The sequence below is a fragment of the Micromonospora sp. C81 genome (genome assembly GCF_018070425.1).
Lineage (GTDB): Bacteria > Actinomycetota > Actinomycetes > Mycobacteriales > Micromonosporaceae > Micromonospora > Micromonospora zamorensis.
Map to the genome: position 1 here is coordinate 420,955 of NZ_JAGPXS010000003.1, position 18,185 is coordinate 439,139.

The 18,185-nt window shown below is 69.7% G+C and carries 20 protein-coding genes; 10 read left to right on the plus strand and 10 right to left on the minus strand.

The features are described 5' to 3' along the window. Nucleotides 1–6: 6 nt before the first annotated feature. Both purL and KBX46_RS08175 read left to right on the plus strand, forming a co-directional pair. Nucleotides 7–2,676 (plus strand): phosphoribosylformylglycinamidine synthase subunit PurL, encoded by a 2,670-nt coding sequence (purL, locus tag KBX46_RS08170; RefSeq protein ID WP_210791962.1) that lies wholly within the window; start codon nucleotides 7–9, stop codon nucleotides 2,674–2,676. 4 nt (nucleotides 2,677–2,680) lie between these two features. Continuing rightward, a complete protein-coding gene (locus tag KBX46_RS08175) occupies nucleotides 2,681–3,436 on the plus strand; it encodes a 2-phosphosulfolactate phosphatase (RefSeq protein ID WP_210792041.1) in 756 nt (251 codons plus the stop codon). A 72-nt stretch (nucleotides 3,437–3,508) separates the two neighbouring features. On the opposite strand, the gene KBX46_RS08180 is transcribed toward KBX46_RS08175, so the two are convergent. After that, a complete protein-coding gene (locus tag KBX46_RS08180; protein ID WP_210791963.1) occupies nucleotides 3,509–3,976 on the minus strand; it encodes a hypothetical protein in 468 nt (155 codons plus the stop codon). A gap of 8 nt (nucleotides 3,977–3,984) precedes the next feature. On the opposite strand from KBX46_RS08180, the gene KBX46_RS08185 reads away from it, so the two are divergent. Beyond that, the gene (locus KBX46_RS08185) at nucleotides 3,985–4,698 is read left to right on the plus strand and encodes a hypothetical protein (RefSeq protein ID WP_210791964.1); all 714 of its coding nucleotides are present in this window, start codon (nucleotides 3,985–3,987) and stop codon (nucleotides 4,696–4,698) included. Nucleotides 4,699–4,799: 101 nt separating this feature from the next. Here KBX46_RS08185 and KBX46_RS08190 read toward each other — a convergent pair whose 3' ends face one another. The 6 genes from KBX46_RS08190 to KBX46_RS08215 all read right to left on the minus strand — a co-directional run bounded on the left by KBX46_RS08190 (nucleotide 4,800) and on the right by KBX46_RS08215 (nucleotide 9,602). Beyond that, nucleotides 4,800–5,195: a hypothetical protein gene (locus KBX46_RS08190; RefSeq protein ID WP_210791965.1), complete on the minus strand. Its 396-nt coding sequence runs from the start codon at nucleotides 5,193–5,195 to the stop codon at nucleotides 4,800–4,802. A 189-nt stretch (nucleotides 5,196–5,384) separates the two neighbouring features. Continuing rightward, complete coding sequence (locus KBX46_RS08195; RefSeq protein WP_210791966.1) at nucleotides 5,385–5,873, minus strand: NUDIX domain-containing protein; 489 nt, start codon at nucleotides 5,871–5,873, stop codon at nucleotides 5,385–5,387. An 88-nt stretch (nucleotides 5,874–5,961) separates the two neighbouring features. Further along, on the minus strand, nucleotides 5,962–6,348 hold the full coding sequence (locus KBX46_RS08200; RefSeq protein WP_210791967.1) for a hypothetical protein: 387 nt from the start codon (nucleotides 6,346–6,348) through the stop codon (nucleotides 5,962–5,964). A gap of 235 nt (nucleotides 6,349–6,583) precedes the next feature. Continuing rightward, on the minus strand, nucleotides 6,584–6,754 hold the full coding sequence (locus KBX46_RS08205) for a hypothetical protein (protein WP_210791968.1): 171 nt from the start codon (nucleotides 6,752–6,754) through the stop codon (nucleotides 6,584–6,586). 48 nt (nucleotides 6,755–6,802) lie between these two features. Further along, nucleotides 6,803–7,414, minus strand: a complete 612-nt coding sequence (locus KBX46_RS08210; RefSeq protein WP_210791969.1) for an acyltransferase family protein — start codon at nucleotides 7,412–7,414, stop codon at nucleotides 6,803–6,805. Nucleotides 7,415–7,577: 163 nt separating this feature from the next. Further along, complete coding sequence (locus tag KBX46_RS08215) at nucleotides 7,578–9,602, minus strand: hypothetical protein (protein WP_308159420.1); 2,025 nt, start codon at nucleotides 9,600–9,602, stop codon at nucleotides 7,578–7,580. 191 nt (nucleotides 9,603–9,793) lie between these two features. Between KBX46_RS08215 and KBX46_RS08220 the strand changes: the two genes are divergently transcribed. The 5 genes from KBX46_RS08220 (at nucleotide 9,794) to amcA (ending at nucleotide 14,463) form a co-directional block, all read left to right on the plus strand. Then, nucleotides 9,794–10,117, plus strand: a complete 324-nt coding sequence (locus tag KBX46_RS08220; RefSeq protein WP_099849700.1) for a sterol carrier family protein — start codon at nucleotides 9,794–9,796, stop codon at nucleotides 10,115–10,117. Nucleotides 10,118–10,284: 167 nt separating this feature from the next. Next, complete coding sequence (gene purF, locus KBX46_RS08225; protein ID WP_088950947.1) at nucleotides 10,285–11,823, plus strand: amidophosphoribosyltransferase; 1,539 nt, start codon at nucleotides 10,285–10,287, stop codon at nucleotides 11,821–11,823. Between the two features lie 59 nt (nucleotides 11,824–11,882). Continuing rightward, nucleotides 11,883–13,037, plus strand: coding sequence for a phosphoribosylformylglycinamidine cyclo-ligase (gene purM / locus KBX46_RS08230; RefSeq protein ID WP_141912148.1), 1,155 nt, complete (start codon nucleotides 11,883–11,885; stop codon nucleotides 13,035–13,037). A 126-nt stretch (nucleotides 13,038–13,163) separates the two neighbouring features. Continuing rightward, nucleotides 13,164–14,255: a cyclophane-forming radical SAM peptide maturase AmcB gene (gene amcB / locus KBX46_RS08235; RefSeq protein ID WP_305798142.1), complete on the plus strand. Its 1,092-nt coding sequence runs from the start codon at nucleotides 13,164–13,166 to the stop codon at nucleotides 14,253–14,255. Further along, nucleotides 14,236–14,463, plus strand: coding sequence for a multiple cyclophane-containing RiPP AmcA (amcA, locus tag KBX46_RS08240; protein ID WP_088950950.1), 228 nt, complete (start codon nucleotides 14,236–14,238; stop codon nucleotides 14,461–14,463). The genes amcB and amcA overlap by 20 nt, the downstream gene beginning before the upstream one ends. A 137-nt stretch (nucleotides 14,464–14,600) precedes the next feature. Here amcA and KBX46_RS08245 read toward each other — a convergent pair whose 3' ends face one another. Then, nucleotides 14,601–14,816 (minus strand): DUF3073 domain-containing protein, encoded by a 216-nt coding sequence (locus tag KBX46_RS08245; protein ID WP_088950951.1) that lies wholly within the window; start codon nucleotides 14,814–14,816, stop codon nucleotides 14,601–14,603. 303 nt (nucleotides 14,817–15,119) lie between these two features. Continuing rightward, complete coding sequence (locus KBX46_RS08250) at nucleotides 15,120–16,202, minus strand: Glu/Leu/Phe/Val dehydrogenase dimerization domain-containing protein (protein ID WP_088950952.1); 1,083 nt, start codon at nucleotides 16,200–16,202, stop codon at nucleotides 15,120–15,122. A gap of 193 nt (nucleotides 16,203–16,395) precedes the next feature. On the opposite strand from KBX46_RS08250, the gene KBX46_RS08255 reads away from it, so the two are divergent. Together KBX46_RS08255 and KBX46_RS08260 are read left to right on the plus strand one after the other, a co-directional pair. After that, entirely contained in the window at nucleotides 16,396–17,235 is an 840-nt protein-coding gene (locus tag KBX46_RS08255; protein ID WP_088952124.1) for a hypothetical protein, read from the plus strand. Between the two features lie 251 nt (nucleotides 17,236–17,486). After that, nucleotides 17,487–17,696, plus strand: coding sequence for a BldC family transcriptional regulator (locus tag KBX46_RS08260; RefSeq protein ID WP_007073996.1), 210 nt, complete (start codon nucleotides 17,487–17,489; stop codon nucleotides 17,694–17,696). Between the two features lie 84 nt (nucleotides 17,697–17,780). Here the strand turns inward: KBX46_RS08260 and KBX46_RS08265 are convergent, their stop codons facing one another. Continuing rightward, on the minus strand, nucleotides 17,781–18,170 hold the full coding sequence (locus tag KBX46_RS08265) for a PPOX class F420-dependent oxidoreductase (RefSeq protein WP_210791971.1): 390 nt from the start codon (nucleotides 18,168–18,170) through the stop codon (nucleotides 17,781–17,783). Nucleotides 18,171–18,185 lie beyond the last annotated feature (15 nt).

Below are 18,185 nucleotides of genomic sequence, written 5' to 3' on the forward strand. Positions count from 1 at the left end.
GAGGTCATGACCACCCATCCGGACCCGGTACGCGACACACCGGAGGCGTACTCCGCTCCGTCGCAGCCGGCGGAGCCCAGCCTGGCGCAGCCCGTGGCACCGGCCACCGCCCCCGCCCAGCCGGCTCCCGCCGTCTGGACCGAGGGCGTGGACACCGTTCCGCGCGCCGACGGCACCCCGGGCGAGCTTCAGCCGTACACCGAGCTTGGTCTGCGCGACGACGAGTACGACCGGATCCGGCAGATCCTCGGCCGCCGGCCCACGCAGTCCGAGCTCGCGATGTACTCGATCATGTGGAGCGAGCACTGCTCCTACAAGTCGAGCAAGGTGCACCTGCGCCAGTTCGGCGAGAAAGCCCCGCCCAGCGACCGGATGCTCGCCGGCATCGGTGAGAACGCCGGTGTCGTGCAGATCTCCGACGAGCTGGCGGTGACCTTCAAGGTCGAGTCGCACAACCACCCCAGCTTTGTCGAGCCGTACCAGGGTGCGGCCACCGGCGTCGGCGGCATCGTCCGGGACATCCTCGCCATGGGCGCCCGCCCGATCGCGGTGATGGACCCGCTGCGCTTCGGTGCCGCGGACCACCCGGACACCGCCCGCGTGCTCACCGGCGTGGTTGCCGGTGTCGGCGGCTACGGCAACTGCCTCGGTCTGCCCAACATCGGTGGTGAGCTGGTCTTCGACCCCTCCTACCAGGGCAACCCGCTGCTCAACGCGCTCTGCCTGGGCGTGTTGCCGGTCGAGCGGCTGCAGAACAAGGCCGCCGCCGGCCCGGGCAACGTTGTCGTTCTGATGGGCGCCAAGACCGGCCGCGACGGCATCGGCGGCGTGTCGGTGCTGGCCAGCGCGACCTTCGACGAGGGCAGCGAGGCACGTCGACCCGCCGTGCAGGTCGGCGACCCGTTCATCGAGAAGCTGCTGATCGAGGCGTGCCTCGAGCTGTACGACGGCCAACTGGTCGTCGGCATCCAGGACCTCGGCGGCGCCGGCCTGACCTGCGCGCTCACCGAGACAGCCGCCGCGGCCGGCACCGGCATGCGGGTCTGGCTGGAGCGGGTGCCGCTGCGCGAGCCCTCGATGGACCCGCACGAGATCCTGGCCAGCGAGTCGCAGGAGCGGATGCTGCTGGTCGTCGAGCCGGAGAAGCTCGACGCGGTGCTCAAGACCTGCGAGAAGTGGGGCGTTCTCGCCACCGCGATCGGTGAGGTCACCGCACCGGAGCCGGACGGCAGCCCGGGTCGACTGCTGATCACCTGGCAGGACCACCTGGTCGTCGACGTGCCGCCGGGTTCGCTGGTCGACGACGGTCCGGTCTACGCCCGGCCGATGCGTGAGCCGGCCGACCTGATCCTGCTCCAGGCCGACCGGGCCGAGACGCTGCCCCGGCCGGCCGACCCGGAGGCGCTGCGGGAAACCGTGCTGCGCATGATCGCGTCGCCGAACCTCGCCGACAAGACCTGGGTCACCGAGCAGTACGACCGCTACGTGCTGGGCAACACGGTGCTCGCCCAGCCGGAGGACGGCGGCGTTATCCGGATCGACGAGCGGACCGGGTTGGGTGTGGCCCTGTCGGTGGACGGCAACGGCCGGTACGCCAGGCTCGACCCGTACAACGGCACCAAGCTGGCCCTGGCCGAGGCGTACCGGAACGTGGCGGTGACCGGCGCGAAGCCGATCGCCGTCACCGACTGCCTCAACTTCGGCTCCCCGGAGGACCCGGGCGTCATGTGGCAGTTCGCCGAGGCCGTCCGCGGCCTCGCGGACGGCTGCCTGGAGCTGGGCATCCCGGTGACCGGCGGCAACGTCAGCTTCTACAACCAGACCGGCGCGGCGGCCATCCACCCGACCCCGGTGGTCGGTGTGCTGGGCGTGCTGGACAACGTCGCCGACCGGGTGCCGATGGGTTTCGTGCCGCGCGCCGGTGGCGACCACGACCAGCTCTACCTGCTCGGCGAGACGAACGTGGAGCTGTCCGGCTCGGAGTGGGCCTGGGTGACGCACGAGCACCTCGGTGGCATCCCGCCGCAGGTCAACCTCGCCCGGGAGAAGGCGCTCGCCGAGCTGCTGGCCGAGGCGGCCCGGGTCGGTCACCTGGCCTCCGCGCACGACCTCTCCGACGGTGGTCTCGCCCAGAGCCTGGTCGAGTCCTGCCTGCGGCGTGGCGTCGGTGCACGGGTCGCGGTGCCGGAGCAGTTCGCCGAGGGCTCGATGCCGTTCGTCTACCTGTTCAGTGAGTCCGCCACCCGGGTGCTGGTCTCGGTACCGCGGGGCCACGACAAGGCGTTCGCGGCGCTCTGCGCCGAGCGGGGGGTGCCGTTCGAGCTGATCGGTGTCACCGACCCGTCCGGCGGCGCGCTGGAGGTGCACGGCCAGTTCCGGATCAGCCTGGACGAGCTGCGTACTGCGCACACCGAGACGTTGCCGCGCCTCTTCGGGGGTGCCGCCGCCGTCGAGGTGCCCGCGCCGGCCGCCGGCGTGGCGGGTGCGGTCGAGGGCGTCCCGCTGCCGGTCGCGGAGGCCGAGCCGGTCGATCCCGCGGAGGTGGTCTCCGAGCCGATCGCCTCGTTCGGGCCGGTCCCGCAGACCGGTGCCGTCCAGCCGATCGAGTCGGAGCAGCCGGGCACCGCCGCCGAGTCTGACCCCGGTGTCGCCGAGCCGTCGCCTGACGAGCGCTGAGGCGTTGGCGGCCGCCGTCCACGGCCAACCTGGTTCCGGTGCCCGGTTCGACTGGGGGCTGACCGGGGCGGCCGAGCTCGGACGGGTCTGCGCTGCACTGGTGGTGGTGGACGTCCTGTCGTTCACCACCTCGGTGGAGGTGGCGGTCGCCCGTGGCATGCGGGTGCACCCGTTCCCATGGGGTGAACAGGCCGCGGACTACGCGGTGCGGGTCGGCGCGACCGCTGCGGTGGGGCGGCGGCAGGTGAGCGCGGAGCATCCGTGGTCGCTGTCGCCCGCCGCACTGAGCACCGCGCCGGTGGTGGCGGACCTGGTCCTGCCCTCACCCAACGGCTCCGCCATCAGCGCCGCCGCCAGCGCCACCGGCCTGCCGGTGGTCGCGGCGTGTCTGCGCAACGCACCGGCCGTCGGGCGTTGGCTGCGCCGCCAGGGGTACGGCACAGTGGACGCCCCGATCGGCGTGATCGCCTCGGGGGAGCAGTGGCCGGACGGCTCGCTGCGCCCGTCGGTGGAGGACCAACTCGGCGCCGCCTCGGTGCTGGACGCCCTCTCCGGTGTGCCGGGTGGGCTGTCCGTGGAGGCGGCCATGGCGCTCGCCGCCCTGGCCAGCACTCCGGACCTGCCCGCCGCGGTACGCGGCAGCGTCTCCGGACGCGAGCTGACCGAGAGTGGTTTCGCCGAGGACGTGGACGTCGCCGTCCAGGTGGGTGTGTCGACAGTGGTCCCGGTGCTGCGCCAGGGCGTCTTCTCCGCCGCCTAGGCATTGAATGGGCTGAGCCCCGGAACCGTTACCACGGTTCTGGGGCTCAGTTTTTGGTTGGTTAGTTGGTGGTTAGTTGCCGGTTGGTCGTTTGGGTGTTTGGCAGGTGGTTCGGGCTGATTCGAGGGTGCCGTTGATGGAGGTGACGCAGTATTCGTAGTTCCAGAAGCCTGAGGTTAGGTAGGCGATGCCGTGGGTGGGTTCGGTGAATGTTTCTTCGCTTGGGGTCAGGGGGCTGCCGTTGGTGAGGTCGCGGGTCCAGACGCGGTAGCCGGCGGCTGTGTCGTTTTTGGTCCAGGTGAGTTGGACTGTGTTGGCGTCGAGGGGGTTGATTTGTAGGCCGGTGGGTGCGGTGGGGGTTGTGGTGCCGACTCTGATGGGGCGTGCGGGGTTGGGGACGCCGGAGCCGGTGGTGTTCCAGCTGGCTGTCGCGGTTCTGATGGGTGACCAGGCGGATTTTTGGTCGTCGGTGTCGCCGTTGTCGGCGCGGACCTGGTATTCCCAGGTCAGGCCTTTGACGTAGAGGGTTTCGTGAGGCATATGACGCTGTGCGGTCCGGGGTTCCTGTCTACGTAGCTGCGCTGGAGGCGTCCGAGGCTGCGGTCCGTCTGTACGCCGCTCATCTGCTCGCCTGGTTCCCCGAGGAAGAGGGCTTGCTCGGCCCAGCGTTGGCTGACCTGATCCGGCGGGAGCCGGAACCGGTCGTCGCGGCAACTGCCTGCGTTGCGGCTGGTCTGAGTTGCCCTGACGGCAGTGAAGCACTCGTTGGCGCGCTTTCAACTCGCCGAGACAGCGCTGACCTTGTGGAGCGCTGGTCGGCGGTGTTGGGCCTGTCGCGGATGTTGCGGCGCCCGGACCGGTCCCAGGTCAGGGATCTCTACTCGTGCCTCTTCTGGGCTGTCGAACCCGTTCCCCACTGGCCCTTTCTCGAAGGTGACATGGCCAGCTTGGCGGCCCTGACGATTGCCGACCTGAGTCCGGACGTCGCCGGCGATCGCATCGATGTGCTGGCCGAGAGGGCGGCTGCTGCTGACCCCACCACGGACAACGTCACGCTGCTGAGGGCCCTGCTGGATGCCGCGTTCCCTGAGCCGGTGCCGGACACTGCGGAATTCGACGACCTCACGCTGGTCCAGCAACGAACGCTCGCAACGCTGTTGGGTAGCAACATCCTGCAGGGCGGGGCGATGGTGGCCATGCTTCTCGGGCGGTACAACCTCCCTGACAGTGAGCCACGGCTTCGAACGTGGTGCAGCGGTTGATGCATGCCGGGTGCGCCAAGGCCCGCTTGACGTGGCGGGCCGGGCGGCCAACTTTCAGGAGGTGGGGCGGCGGCAGACGGTGCGGATGGTGGGCGGGCGGCTCAGATGAATGTGTCTCCGCAGACCCGCCAGGGATCTCCGTTCCGGCCCTCCAGGGAGAGGTCGACCTCGCGGGTCGCACCGTTCGCCCCGACGAGCCGCACGTCGATCCGCGCCTCATAGCCGGGTTCGTCCGCGAACGCCCCGCCGAGGACGGCGTGATCGACGGGCCGGAAGCCGTCCTTGAGCTTGCCGACGAAGGCGTCTTGAGTCATAGCCTTCTGGGCGTCGGCGCAGAGCAACTGGTATGCCCCGGCGTCGTCACCCGCTTCGACCCGGTCGAAGTATTGCCCGGCGACCGCCTTGGCATCGTCGATGTCCGGCCCCGCGAACCAATACAGAAAGAAACCGGTCACTGGAAGCGCGCAGATCACCAAGGTGACGACGATGCCGATCACGAGACCGACTTGGGTGCCGCTCGACCAACCACCGCTGCCTCCGCTGCGCGGCGAGGGTGGCATCATTTCGCTTGGCGACAAGGGTGGCATCATTTCGGGACCCGGCGCTGACGGTGACGAGGTCATATTCGCGACGGTATTGATCGCCGACACCGAACCGACCACGTTCCGGACACGACTAAGTCAAGATCACTCCTCGGCACACGCACGGCAGCCGGCCTTGGCTCCACCATGACTGTGGTTACAGTCGGTGACAGCTGAGTGCGTGCGGACGCAGTCGAATTCCGGCAGAGAACGAACCATTGCTGCCAGGACGCCGTGCGCGAGGGGGAGGCCACCCAGCTCGCTGATCCTGAACCAGGCGATGTCGTCATGCTCCTCAGGTGCGCTGTTGGTGGGAGAGCCGACCCAGTCGCCAATTTGCCAGACACCCACGTGAACGGCGTCCTCGCCACTGCCGTCATGCACGACGCCCACGCGTGAAGCGGACTCCGCCACAATCTGAACACCGAGCTCCTCGTGCATCTCACGTGCGAGGGCTTGTAGTTCCGACTCACCCGCTTCGACCAGCCCGCCGGGCAGGTCCCAGACATCTGGGTACGCCCGTTTGGTCGGCCTGCGATGAACCAGCAGGATTGCACCGTCCCGTACGAGTGCACCTGTGACGACGACACGCATGACGGGATTAGAGCACGAGGATAGGACACGTTCGTTCCCATCAACGAGGGCTCCCAGCCGTCCAGATCTGCGGGAGGCGGCGGGTCGATCACGACGGTGACGCTGGGTGTCCGACGGTGGTGGTGGTGAAGGTGACGCAGCGGATCTGGTCGAGAGTTTCCAGCCACGCACCGTCCGCGGCGCAGTCCGAAGGACGGTGAACGGTCCGGGTGACTTCGGCATCGTGGGCACTTGCGCAGTTGACCACCTTCACCCGGCCACTCACCTCGCGCGGTCCGTCAGTCGTGGCGATGCCCGTTTCGCCGAATACCTGGAAGCAGGTGCCGGCCGGGAACGCACCTGATCGCTGGCGGCGGTGATAGGCGCCCAGGGACAGGACCGCCCCGGCCAGCACCACCAACACCACCACGGACGACCCGGCCAACCATAGGGCCCGCCGTCTACGAGCCTTGTTGTCGCCCGTGTCGTCAGCCATTGCCACCCTCCGATCGGCAGCGCCGAGACTAGAGCACGACGCCGGTCAGCGGGGGACGGCCGCGACCGCACCCACGGACGACACTCGCCGCCAGTCCGGAGCAACGACGACAGGAGAGCGAGAGCCCACGCCAGTCATCAGTTCCCGCCTGACGAAGCGGTCCCTGGGCAGGTGCGGCACGACCGGGGGGCGGCATCCGCCCAGCCGAACCGGAGGTACCCGGCCCGGTGTCGGTTCATCGGACGTCGAAACCACCGGTGCTGCGGTAGACGCCGGGTTCGAATTCCTGGCTCCGTACACCGTGCCCGGTGAGGACGATTTCGGTGGGCTGTTCGGACACCATTGCCAACTCCTGCGGTTCCTGCGCCACGGGCGGCGCGGGCGGATCCTGCGGCGCGGGCGGCACGCGGCGCGGGTAGAGATTGCGTAGGAATCTCTCCACCGGGTGTTCGACTTAGCGGTAGCAGGCCCACGCCAGGGCGATGCCCATCACCGTCCAGATCAGCAGGACCTTGAGGTTCGTCCAGCTCGCGGGGCTGGACTTCACAGTGCCCATCAGCCAGTGGATGACCGACAGGTGGACCAGGTAGAAGGCGTAGGACCAGGCGCCGAGGGCGACGAGAGGTTTGCTCCGGAAGATCGAGGGGCGCCCGGAGATGTCGCGGATCGCTGCCGCGAGCACCACGACTACGCAGGCCGGCACCAGGCCCTGCTGCGACCAGTGCGCGCCCCACCAGCCCTGCTGTGCACCCCACCACAGCAGCAGCACCGAGGCGGGCACCGTCGACAGGGCGAGCCACAGGTTGAGTTTCGGCCGCCAGCCGCGCAGGAGCGCAGCGGCGGCGATCATTCCCAGCAGGAATTCGACGAATCGGACCGGCGGGAAGCGAAGGAACCAGGAGAGCTGGATCCAGTACTGCTTCGGGTCGATCAGATCCTGCACGAAGAACCAGTAGGCCCATTCGACGAACAGGCCAATCGCCGCGATGATCGCGAGCGCCGGCAGCCGCAGCCGCAGCAGCGGCCGGATGACGATCTTGAGACAGTTGTCCCAGGTAAGACTCATCCAGCCAACGGCAGATCCAAATGAATCGCTCCCACTGGGACCTCGGGCCAGGCTCCCCTGTAATCGGCCTTACGGCGAGGCACCGCCCCCGGACGCAGATAAGAGCGGCTGCCCGGTTCGGGCAGCCGCTCTCGTCGTTAGAGGCCGGGCGGGGGAGTCCCGGTCAGTCGTCCAGCCAGTCGAGGCGTCGGCCGCCCCGCTCGGTCGGAGGCGGGGTGTCGGGCCGGGCCCGCCCGCCCTGCTGGTCGTAGCCCCGGTTGTCGTAGCCGCCGGGCTGCGGGGGCTCCTGGCCGTAGCCACCACCCTGCTCGTAGCCGCCGGCCTGCTGGCTGCTGCCGTAGCCACCCTGGTCGTAGCCCCGGTCGTCGTAGTCGCCGCCGCGCTGCTGCGGGGCTTCCTGCCCGTAGCCGCCGCGCTGCTCGTAGCCGCCGGCTTGCTGGCCGTAGCCGCCCTGGTCGTACGCGCTGGTCTGCTGGCCGTAGCCGCCTGCTGGCTCCGCAGCCCGACCGCCGCCGTACGGGGCCGGGTCCGGCTGGCCGTAGCCCTGCCCCTGCTCGGGCTGGTAGACGCCGGTCGCGTACGGGTCGGCCGGAGCCGGGTACTGGGTGTTGTCGCCGGTGTACCGGCCGGTCGGCTCGTCGTACCGCTCGCCGTAGGCCGCTCCGCCAGCGGGAGCCGGCGGGTAGGCAGCAGTCCCGGCCGGCGCGGTGTAGTCACGGCTGCCGTAGCCGCCGCCGGAGGCCGGAGCGTTGCCGTAGGCCGGGGCGCCGCCATAGCCAGCGCCGGAGCCGGGCGCGGCGCCGTATCCAGCGCCCGAACCGGGTGCGGCACCGTAGCCGTCACCGGCCGCGCCAGCGCCGTAGCCGCCCTCGGGGCCCGCCGGAGTGCCGTAGCCGCCACCCGACGCGGGTGCGTTGCCGTAGCCGCCGTACCCGCCCGGTGCTGGCTCGTCGCCGTAACCGGCGCCGCCCCAGCCCTGCTGGCCCGCACCGCCGTACGCCTGCGCAGGCGCGGCGTACGGGTCCGGCGGAACGTCATCGACCACCGGGCGGTGCATCATCGTCGGCGCATCGCTCAGCGCCGCGCCACCGATCATGGTCGGGTCTGCCCCGCCGCCGGGTCGTCCGCCGACCACCCGGGTCTCTTCGGCGCCACGGAAACCGCCCCGCGCAGGTGGGACCGGACCGCCGCCGCCAGCCGCCGCAGGGGCGTCGTCGTCGTCGCCGTTCTCCCTGCGCTTCATCCAGAGCAGCACGATGGTGCCGACGCCGGCGGCCACCAGAAGACCGCCGAGCAGAATGATCAGGTACGAGCCCATGCCGCCGCCGCTGTCCTCGTTGTTCGAGGCGTTCGCAGCGGCACCCGGGCTGGGGTCCTCGGAGGCCTGGTCCTCGGTGCCCTCGTCGGTCGCCTCCTCGGTGGGAGTGGCCTCGGCGGTAGCAGATGGGGTGGCGCTGGGCGTCACTTCGACCTTGATATCCAGGCTGATGCGCTGCCCGGTAACAGACTGTCCCGCGTTCGCGTTCAGACTCTTGGTGGCATTGATGTTGTCGAAACTGGCACCAAGGTCGAGCCGTCCCGGAGCGATCGGATTGTCGGCGGTTCCATTGATTCTAAAGTCGCCGCTTCCGTTGCTGACGGTGTCGAACCGCTTGCCGGTGCTGTCCTGAAGGATCACGATGGCGTTAGGCACCGGCTCGCTGTTGGCCCTCTTGACCACCTTGCCGGAGACCGACCGCACGGTCTGGTTCTGCGGCGGCGGCGGCGGGGCGGCCTTGCCCTTGACCGTCAGCGCGACGGTGGCGGTGTCCGGGCCCGAATCGGCCTCGACGGCCACCGTGACGGTCGCTGTCGCGTCGCCGGCGTTGTCGTTGGCCGCGATCCTGACCAGCACCGACCTGGCTTGGGGGTTGCCCAGACCGGGGAAATCGACGTCGCCGCAGCCGCTGGCGCAGCTGACACCCGACGGCAGGCCGGAGAGACTGATCTTCGCCTTCCGGTCGTTGTCGCCGGGGGTCACGCGCACGGTGACCGTGGCATCGCTTCCGGCGTTTACGGTGACGGAGCCGGGGGAAACTTCGACCTCTGCGGCCATGGCTGGTGTGGCGGGGACGGCGAGCAGAGCGCCGGCAACCAGCGCTACGACCACACCGGCCCGCTGCTTCCAGGCACGTCGGTGTGTTGACACGTCCACCGCCTTCCGGGCTGACTTCCCTCTGACCGGCGGGGCGCCGGGCCGGGGATCATCACGGTTCAGATACGCCGTCGGCAACTATGCCTTGTCCGACCGGATCGGCGCGACCCAGGGCCAGCGTCAGGTAGTTGGCCTGCGGGTCGTATCGTCCCGTCGTGTCCTCTCCGCACAGTAAGTCCGCTGCCGTGACGGCGGCGTTGTTGGCGCTCGACGAGGGGCGTACGCCCGAACGGCCGGTGTTCCGAGAGGCGGTCCGGTCGTTGTTGGCCGTCCTCGCGGAGCGCGCCCCCGGCCGATCGGTGGAGGTGCGCGTCCCACCATACGGGGCGATCCAGTGCGTACCCGGACCTCGACACACCAGGGGAAACCCACCAAACGTCGTCGAGATGGCTCCCGACACCTGGTTACGGTTGGCGACCGGGAGGATCGGCTGGGTCGAGGCGGTCGCCGAAGGTCGCGTCCAGATGAGCGGTGTCCGTGCGGATCTCTCGGCGTATCTGCCCCTCTAACTATCTCCGAGTCCCACCCACGGTGACGGCCTGCGCAGGAATCGTGACTATCTGTATTGACGGCGATTCGCGTACACTGTCAGGCGACGACAGTGGTCCCGGCAGAGAAGTGTGGATCCGCCCGTGATCCCGCCCGGCCGGTCCAGACCAGCATGAGGGAGCGGTAGGTGCCCCGAGGCGACGGCCGGCTGAGCCACGACCTTGACCCCCAACGACCTGGCCCCCAGGATGCCTGTGGCGTCTTCGGCGTCTGGGCCCCCGGCGAAGAGGTTGCCAATCTGACCTACTTCGGCCTCTACGCCCTGCAGCACCGCGGCCAGGAGGCGGCGGGCATCGCGGTGAGCGATGGCTCCGGCGTGGTGGTCTACAAGGACCTCGGGCTGGTGGCCCAGGTCTTCGACGAGCCCACCCTGGCGAGCCTGCGCGGCCATCTGGCCATCGGGCACGCCCGCTACTCCACCACCGGCGCGTCGAACTGGGAGAACGCCCAGCCGACGATCCGGTCGACCACCTCCGGCACGACCATCGCGCTGGCTCACAACGGCAACCTGGTCAACACGGCCGAGCTGGAGAAGGAGGTCGCCGAGCGCGGCCTCGTCGCGGACGGTTCGACCAACGACACCTCCCTGGTGACGATGCTGCTCGCCAGCCGACCGGATCTGTCGGTCGAGGCGGCCGCACTGGAGGTGCTGCCGCAGCTGCGTGGCGCGTTCAGCTTCGTCTTCATGGACGAGTCGACCCTCTACGCGGCCCGCGATCCGCACGGCGTCCGCCCGCTGGTGCTCGGCCGCCTGGAGCGCGGCTGGGTGGTGGCCAGTGAGACCGCCGCACTGGACATCGTCGGTGCCAGCGTGGTGCGCGAGGTCGAGCCGGGCGAGCTGATCGCGATCGACGAGAACGGCCTGCGCTCCACGCGGTTCGCCGCGCCGGAGCCGAAGGGCTGTCTCTTCGAGTACGTCTACATCGCCCGCCCGGACGCCACGATCGCCGGGCGCAACGTCCACTCGGCCCGGGTGCAGATCGGCCGGCAGTTGGCCAAGGAGCACCCGGTCGAGGCCGACCTGGTGATCCCGGTGCCCGAGTCGGGCACCCCGGCCGCGATCGGCTACGCGGAGGCGTCCGGCATCACCTACGGCGCCGGCCTGATGAAGAACCCGTACGTGGGGCGCACCTTCATCCAGCCGTCGCAGACCCTGCGTCAGCTCGGCATCCGGCTCAAGCTCAACCCGCTGCGGGAGAACGTCCGGGGCAAGCGGTTGGTGGTCGTGGACGACTCGATCGTGCGCGGCAACACCCAGCGCGCCATCGTGCGGATGTTGCGTGAGGCGGGGGCGCTGGAGGTGCACGTCCGGATCTCCTCGCCGCCGGTCAGCTGGCCGTGTTTCTACGGCATCGACTTCGCCACCCGGGCGGAACTGCTGGCCAACGGGTTGGACAACGACGGCATCCGGCGCTCCATCGGCGCCGACACGCTGGGTTACGTCTCGCTTCCTGGCCTGATCGCCGCGACCGAGCAGCCGAAGACCAGGCTGTGTCGGGCGTGTTTCGATGGGGAGTACCCGATCGAGCTGCCGGCCGGCAACCTGATCGGCAAGCACGTGCTCGAAGGGGTGGGCCGACGGGTCGCCAACTCGGCGCCGGAAGCCCCGCACACCAACGGCTCGTTCGTCGCCACTCCGGGTGGCGTTACCGCAAACCGCCCGTAGCACCAACCGGCGCGGCCCGGCCACCGCCGGCGCGGCACCGAGAACCAAAGGGGAGAACCGTGACGCACGTGTCCGAGCGCAACGGCGCAGGAAGCAGCCCGACCGGCGCCGGCGGCGACCGTCAGCCCTGGACGGCCGGCGCTGGCCGTCAGGCGCGCAAACGCTCGGTCTCGTACGCCGATGCCGGGGTCTCGATCGACGCGGGCGACCGCGCGGTGGAGTTGCTCAAGTCGAAGGTGCGCCAGACCCGCCGGCCCGAGGTGATGGGTGACCTGGGCGGGTTCGCTGGCCTGTTCCGGCTGGACACGAAGAAGTACAAGAGCCCGATCCTGGCGTCCTCCACCGATGGTGTGGGCACCAAGCTGGTGATCGCTCAGCAGATGGACATCCACGACACGGTCGGCATCGACCTGGTGGCCATGGTCGTGGACGACCTGGTGGCCTGTGGCGCCGAGCCGCTGTTCCTGCTCGACTACATCGCCACCGGCGAGGTCGTTCCGGACAAGGTCGCCGAGATCGGGGCGGGCATCGCCGACGGCTGCCGTTACGCCGGCTGCGCGTTGCTGGGCGGGGAGACCGCCGAGCACCCCGGTGTGCTGCGCCCGGACGAGTACGACATCTCCGCGACCGGTGTCGGCGTGGTCGAGGAGGCCGACATCCTCAGCCCGGACCGGGTCGAGGTGGGCGACGTGGTGATCGCCATGCGTTCCTCCGGTCTGCACTCCAACGGCTACTCCCTGGTCCGGCACGTGCTGCTCGGCGCGGCCCGGATGCGCCTGGACATCGTGATCGACGACTTCGGTCGGCAGCGGACCCTCGGTGAGGAGCTGCTCACCCCGACCAAGATCTACGCCAAGGACTGCCTCAAGCTGATCGCCGAGGCCGAGGTGCGGGCGCTGTCCCACATCACCGGTGGCGGCATCCCCGGCAACCTGGTCCGGGTGCTGCCCGAGCACGTCGACGCTGTGGTCAACCGTTCCACCTGGAAGCCGCAGCCGATCTTCGACCTGATCCAGTCGAAGGGTCGGATCGACGACCAGGACATGGAGTCGACCTTCAACATGGGCGTCGGCATGTTCGCGATCGTGTCGGCCGAGGACGCCGACCGGGCGCTGGCCACGCTGACCGGCCGTGGGGTCGAGGCCTGGCAGGCCGGCGAGATCATCGAGGGCACCGGCAACGTGCAGATGGTTGGTCAGCACACCCGAGGATGATCACGTTCCGGTGATCGTACGGGCACCTGATCAGGGCTTCACCCGAGTGGCCTATGCCGCCTAGCCTGAAGGGCTCAGGCTTGGCGGAGGAGGGCGATGGCTGCTCGGGGACAGTCGTTCAGCGGGATGCGGGGTCTTTCCACCGTCCCGTCGTACGTCGTCATGCAGCCCACCACCCTCTGCAACCTCGACTGCGCGTACTGCTACCTGCCGTTTCGTGCCACCGACCAGCGGATGCCGGTGGCGGTGGCCGAGGCGGTGGCGGCGGCGGTCAACCCGTGGGCGGCGGCCGGCCGGTTCTCCGTGGTGTGGCACGGCGGCGAGCCGTTGGCGGCCGGCCGGGAGCACCTGGCCGACCTGATGGCGCCGTTCGACCCCGAGGTCGAGCATCACGTGCAGACCAACGCCACGCTGATCGACGACGACTGGTGTGACTTCTTCGCCCGGCACGAGATGCGGGTGAGCGTGAGCGTCGACGGGCCGCGGGCCCGCAACGGCGACCGGGTCAACCGGGGCGGCCAGCCGGCGTACGACCGGATCCTGCGCGGCGTCGCGGCGCTGCGCCGTCATGGTCTGCCCTTCTCCGCCCTGGCCGTGGTGTCCCAGCCGGGCCCGGGGCTCGCCACCGAGCTGTACGACTACTTCCTCGAACTGGGCTGCGATGTGCTGGGCATCAACATCGAGGAGACCGAGGGGGTCAACACCCGGGACAACCGCCACGACTCCTCGGCGGTGACCGCGTTCTGGGCGGAGCTGGTCGCGGCGTGGCGGCGTGACCCCCGAATCCACCTCCGCGAGGTCGAGTGGACGTTGCGCTACGCCGCGGCGGTGCTCGACAACTCGGCTGACGGGGTGCTGCCCCGCCAACTGGACCCGATCCCGACCATCGGTCACGACGGCTCGGTGACCGTGCTGTCCCCGGAGTTGGCGGGCTTCACCGACCCGCGCTACGGCGATTTCAGCAGCGGCAACGTCCTGCACGCTCCGCTGGCGGAGATTCTCGGCGGAGCGGCGGCGACCCCGTGGGTGGGGGAGTTCCTGGCCGGGGTGGAGGCCTGTCGGGTGTCCTGCCCCTACTTCGGCTTCTGTGGCGGTGGCCACGCGGCCAACCGCTACTTCGAGCTGGGGCGTTTTGACGGTACGGAGACCGAGCACTGCCGAAACAGCAAGATCCGCCTATTGGATGGAGTGTTGGAGCATGCCCGAGAGCACCAGTAACCGGCGGCCTGAGCGCGAGGCGGATGACGGAGTCAACGAGCGGGTACGGGAGGCGGCCCCTGCGCTCGTCGCGCTGCTACAGGAGGCTGAGGACGCCAGGCGGTTGCGCTCGGAGGTGTCGGGCGGCGATGGTGCCAGCGCGGTCTGCGCCTGGAACCACTTCGAGAACATCCCGACCTTCTACAACTGGAACAACCGCCCGCGCTGACGGGAGCCGTGAACAGGGGCCTGTCGAGCGGCCGGAATAACTCCGGTCGGGTCAGGCCCCTGATCGTCGGCAGCTGAACCTGCACGGGACGTGCGTGAGCACGCGGGTATCACCGCGTGCTCAGCTGCGTCGAGAGGTCAGCGGGCCGGACGGACCCAGGGATCCGGATCGTCGTCCGCGTGATCCTCATCATCGTCGTCGACGAACTCTTTAGAGTCGTCGTCGAAGTGGTGCTCAGACTTACCAGCACCCGCCAGTTCGCGCTGCAAGGCGGTGAGGTCGGTGTTCGGGGAGTGGTACTTCAACTCCCGGGCCACCTTTGTCTGCTTGGCCTTAGCACGGCCGCGCCCCATGGCTCGACCCCCTCGCACAGAATGCGGGGCAGCCCGAAGGCGGGCCCCGATGACGTCAGGCATCTCTCGTGGCTCTTACGGTACATGGGGATGCCACCGTTCGGCACCTCGGGTTACCGTCAGCCGGCTCTGCGCGTCGCGTCGATCCGGCCGTCACCCAGTGTACCGGGTAAGGAGCGGAACGGTTAGCGCCCGTGACACCGGACAAACCGCATCAAAATTCGATCCGGTCCTCAGCCTACCGAGCCGCGTCGGCACAGGGGGCCCGGAGGCGGATCCCGTCGATCCGCCTCCGGGGAATGCTCAGCGCAGGTGGATCGACCGCAGGCGGCCGACCTCCGCCATCCGGCGCTCGGCCAGCCGATCCGCGGCGACCGCTGGCGGCACGCCCTCGGCGTCGGCCAGGCCCAGGATCTCGCGGGTGGTGTCGTAGATCCGGGTTGCCCGCAGCTTCGCCCGGTCGAAGTTGAAGCCCTCGATCTCGTCGGCGACCTGGATCACACCGCCGGCGTTGACCACGTAGTCCGGCGTGTAGAGGATGCCCCGGTCGGCCAGCAGCTTCTCGATGCCCGGGTGGGCGAGCTGGTTGTTCGCCGCACCGGTCACCACCTTGGCGCGCAGCGCCGGCACGGTGTCGTCGTTCAGCGCGCCGCCCAGCGCGCACGGCGCGTACACGTCGATGTCCGCGGCGACCAGCGCGCTGGCGTCGTCCATCAGGGTGACCTGCGGGTGGTTGCTGCGAACCCAGGCCAGCGCCTTCGGGTTGACGTCGGTGGCGACCACCTCAGCGCCGTCCTCCAGCAGGTGGCCGGTGAGGTATTTGCCGACCTTGCCCAGACCGGCGACGCCGACCCGGCGGCCACGCAGGCTCGGAGTGCCCCAGACGTGCTCGGAGGCGGCCCGCATGCCCTGGAAGACACCCCAGGCGGTGAGGATCGACGAGTCGCCGGCGCCGCCGTGCTCCACGCTGCGCCCGGTCACGTAGCGGGTCTCCCGTGCCACCACGTCCATGTCCGCCACGTAGGTGCCGACGTCGCACGCGGTGTAGTAGCGACCGCCCAGCGACTCCACGAAGCGACCGTACGCGCGCAGCAGCGCCTCGCTCTTGATCTGCTCGGGGTCACCCCAGATGACGGCCTTGCCACCGCCCAGGTCCAGCCCGGCGAGCGCGTTCTTGTACGCCATCCCACGGGACAGGTCGAGCACATCGGCGAGGGCGTCGTCCTCGCTGGCGTACGGGTAGAAGCGGGTGCCACCGAGCGCCGGCCCCAGCGCGGTGGAGTAGATCCCGATGATCGCCTTCAGGCCGCTCTGCTTGTCCTGGCAGAAGACGACCTGTTCGTGACCGGTCGATACCGGATCGTCGGTGCTCGCGAATACGCCCATGGTTGGCTCCTGGAGTGGTGTGCGTCCTTGTGGGACGCGGACCTGGTGGACCCCGGCGGGGATGCTGCCGGTGAGATCGAGCCTAGTATCGGCCGCCCTGGGGACGCTCGACGCGCCGCCGCCGTCCCACGTTGCGGCGCGCGTGGTCCGGCCGCTGACCTCATACGGCTGTGGTTCGTGGGAGGATCGCGCCGTGCCGTCGCTCTTCGCTTCTTACCTGCGCGTGTACGAACCGTTGACCGCCTTCGACCGGGACCGGCAGAGCTACTGGCGCCGCTACGTGTCCGAGGGGCGGGCGGTGGCCCCGGTCGAGGGGCCCGGCCGACAGCGGACGGCGGTGATCGAGGCGCTGGGCGCGGGCTGGACCCGGCTGCCGGACCTGCCGGAGGAGGCGTACGTCCTGGAGACGGACGACAGCCTGCTGGTCTGCCCATGGAACCTGCGGATCCGGGTCGCTGAGGCGGCGCTCAGCGCTCGGGACGGGGTGCCCTCGGTGCTCGCCGACGCCTTCGTGCCGCCGGTGCTCGCCGGCCAGGCCAGGGCGGTCGTCGACGACTGGCGCAGCGGCGCCCGGGTGCTGGAGCACGGGGTGCCCCGGGTGCACGAGCAGATCGCCACCTGGGGGGTGCCTCTGCGGTGGTTCGTGCTCTTCGAGCCGGCCGAGCGGGACCTGGTCACCCAGCCGGGCCGGCGGGCGCTGCGCTACCGGACCGAGATCTCCAAGGCCCGTCGCCGGTCCTCACGGGCGCTGTCGGTGCTGCGCAAGTCGGTGGGCGAGGCGCCGATCACCGAGGCGGTGGAGGAGGCGGCGCGCTGGCTGGAGGAGTTCCATCCGCGCTCGGTGGTCGAGCTGGACTACGGCGGCCTGGTCGATCTGCTCTCCGACGAGACCCTCACCGCTGACGACTCGCCCGAGTTGGTCGCCACCGGCCTCGCGGGGCTGTCGCGCGGTGAGGCCGAGGAGGCGTCCGCCGCGTACGACACGCTGGTGGCCCGATGGCGTGCCGTGCAGCTGCTGGAGCGGTGCAACTAGGGGCATATCGCCCGAGGAGCGCTCCCAAGGTGAGGTGTGCTCGTAGTTGACGCATCACGAACCGTGATCATGAGTCCGAATAAGGTACTTTCTGCCGTGTAAAAGTCGTAAAAATCGGGCATGGTTCATCCGTCCGTCTAGGGACCTTCATCCGTTCGGCCCATGTCGGACATCGGGGACTAGCCGGACCATGGGAGACGCGTCGGCCGGCGGGACCCCGGCCGATGTCTATACATGTGGAGGAGTGACCGATGGCATCGCGAACGCACGAACCAGAGCCGCTACTCACGCCGGCCGAGGTGGCGTCGATGTTCCGTGTCGACCCGAAGACGGTGACCCGGTGGGCAAAGGCTGGCAAGCTCAGTGCCATCCGCACCCTGGGTGGCCACCGTCGATACCGCGAGTCGGAGGTCAGGGCGCTGTTGCAGGGTCAGATCCCGCAGCAGCGGCAGGGCGACTGAAGCGGCAATAGTTTTCCGGTCAGGGGCGGTGGATCTCGATCCGCCGCCCCTTTCCATGTCCTGAGTGGCCGCCGTCGCTGCGTCTCAGCGCCGCGTCTCGGCCAGCGTCACCCGGATGCCGACAGTGCCGCCCTCGCCGCGCCGCAGCCGGCTGCCGAGCAGGCTGAGTCGACCGATCAGGCGGTACTTGTGCTTGAGCAGGTCCCGTACCCGACCGGTGTCGCCGTTGCCGTAGATCGTCGCGTGGGCTGGCACCTCCGCCCCGTGTGGCCGCCCCCGCACGTCGCACGGGGCCACGGTCACCTCACCGTTGTGGCGGATCCGCTTCACCTTGCCCGAGTCGGCCCGGGTCCAGACCGCCAACGCCTCGCCATCTCGTACCGCCCAGACGGGGGTCGGCACCGCCCGACCGTCCTTGCGGAAGGTCGTGAGCAGGATGTACTTCTCGGCCGACAGCCGGTCCAGCGTGGTCACGCCGCAAGGATACGG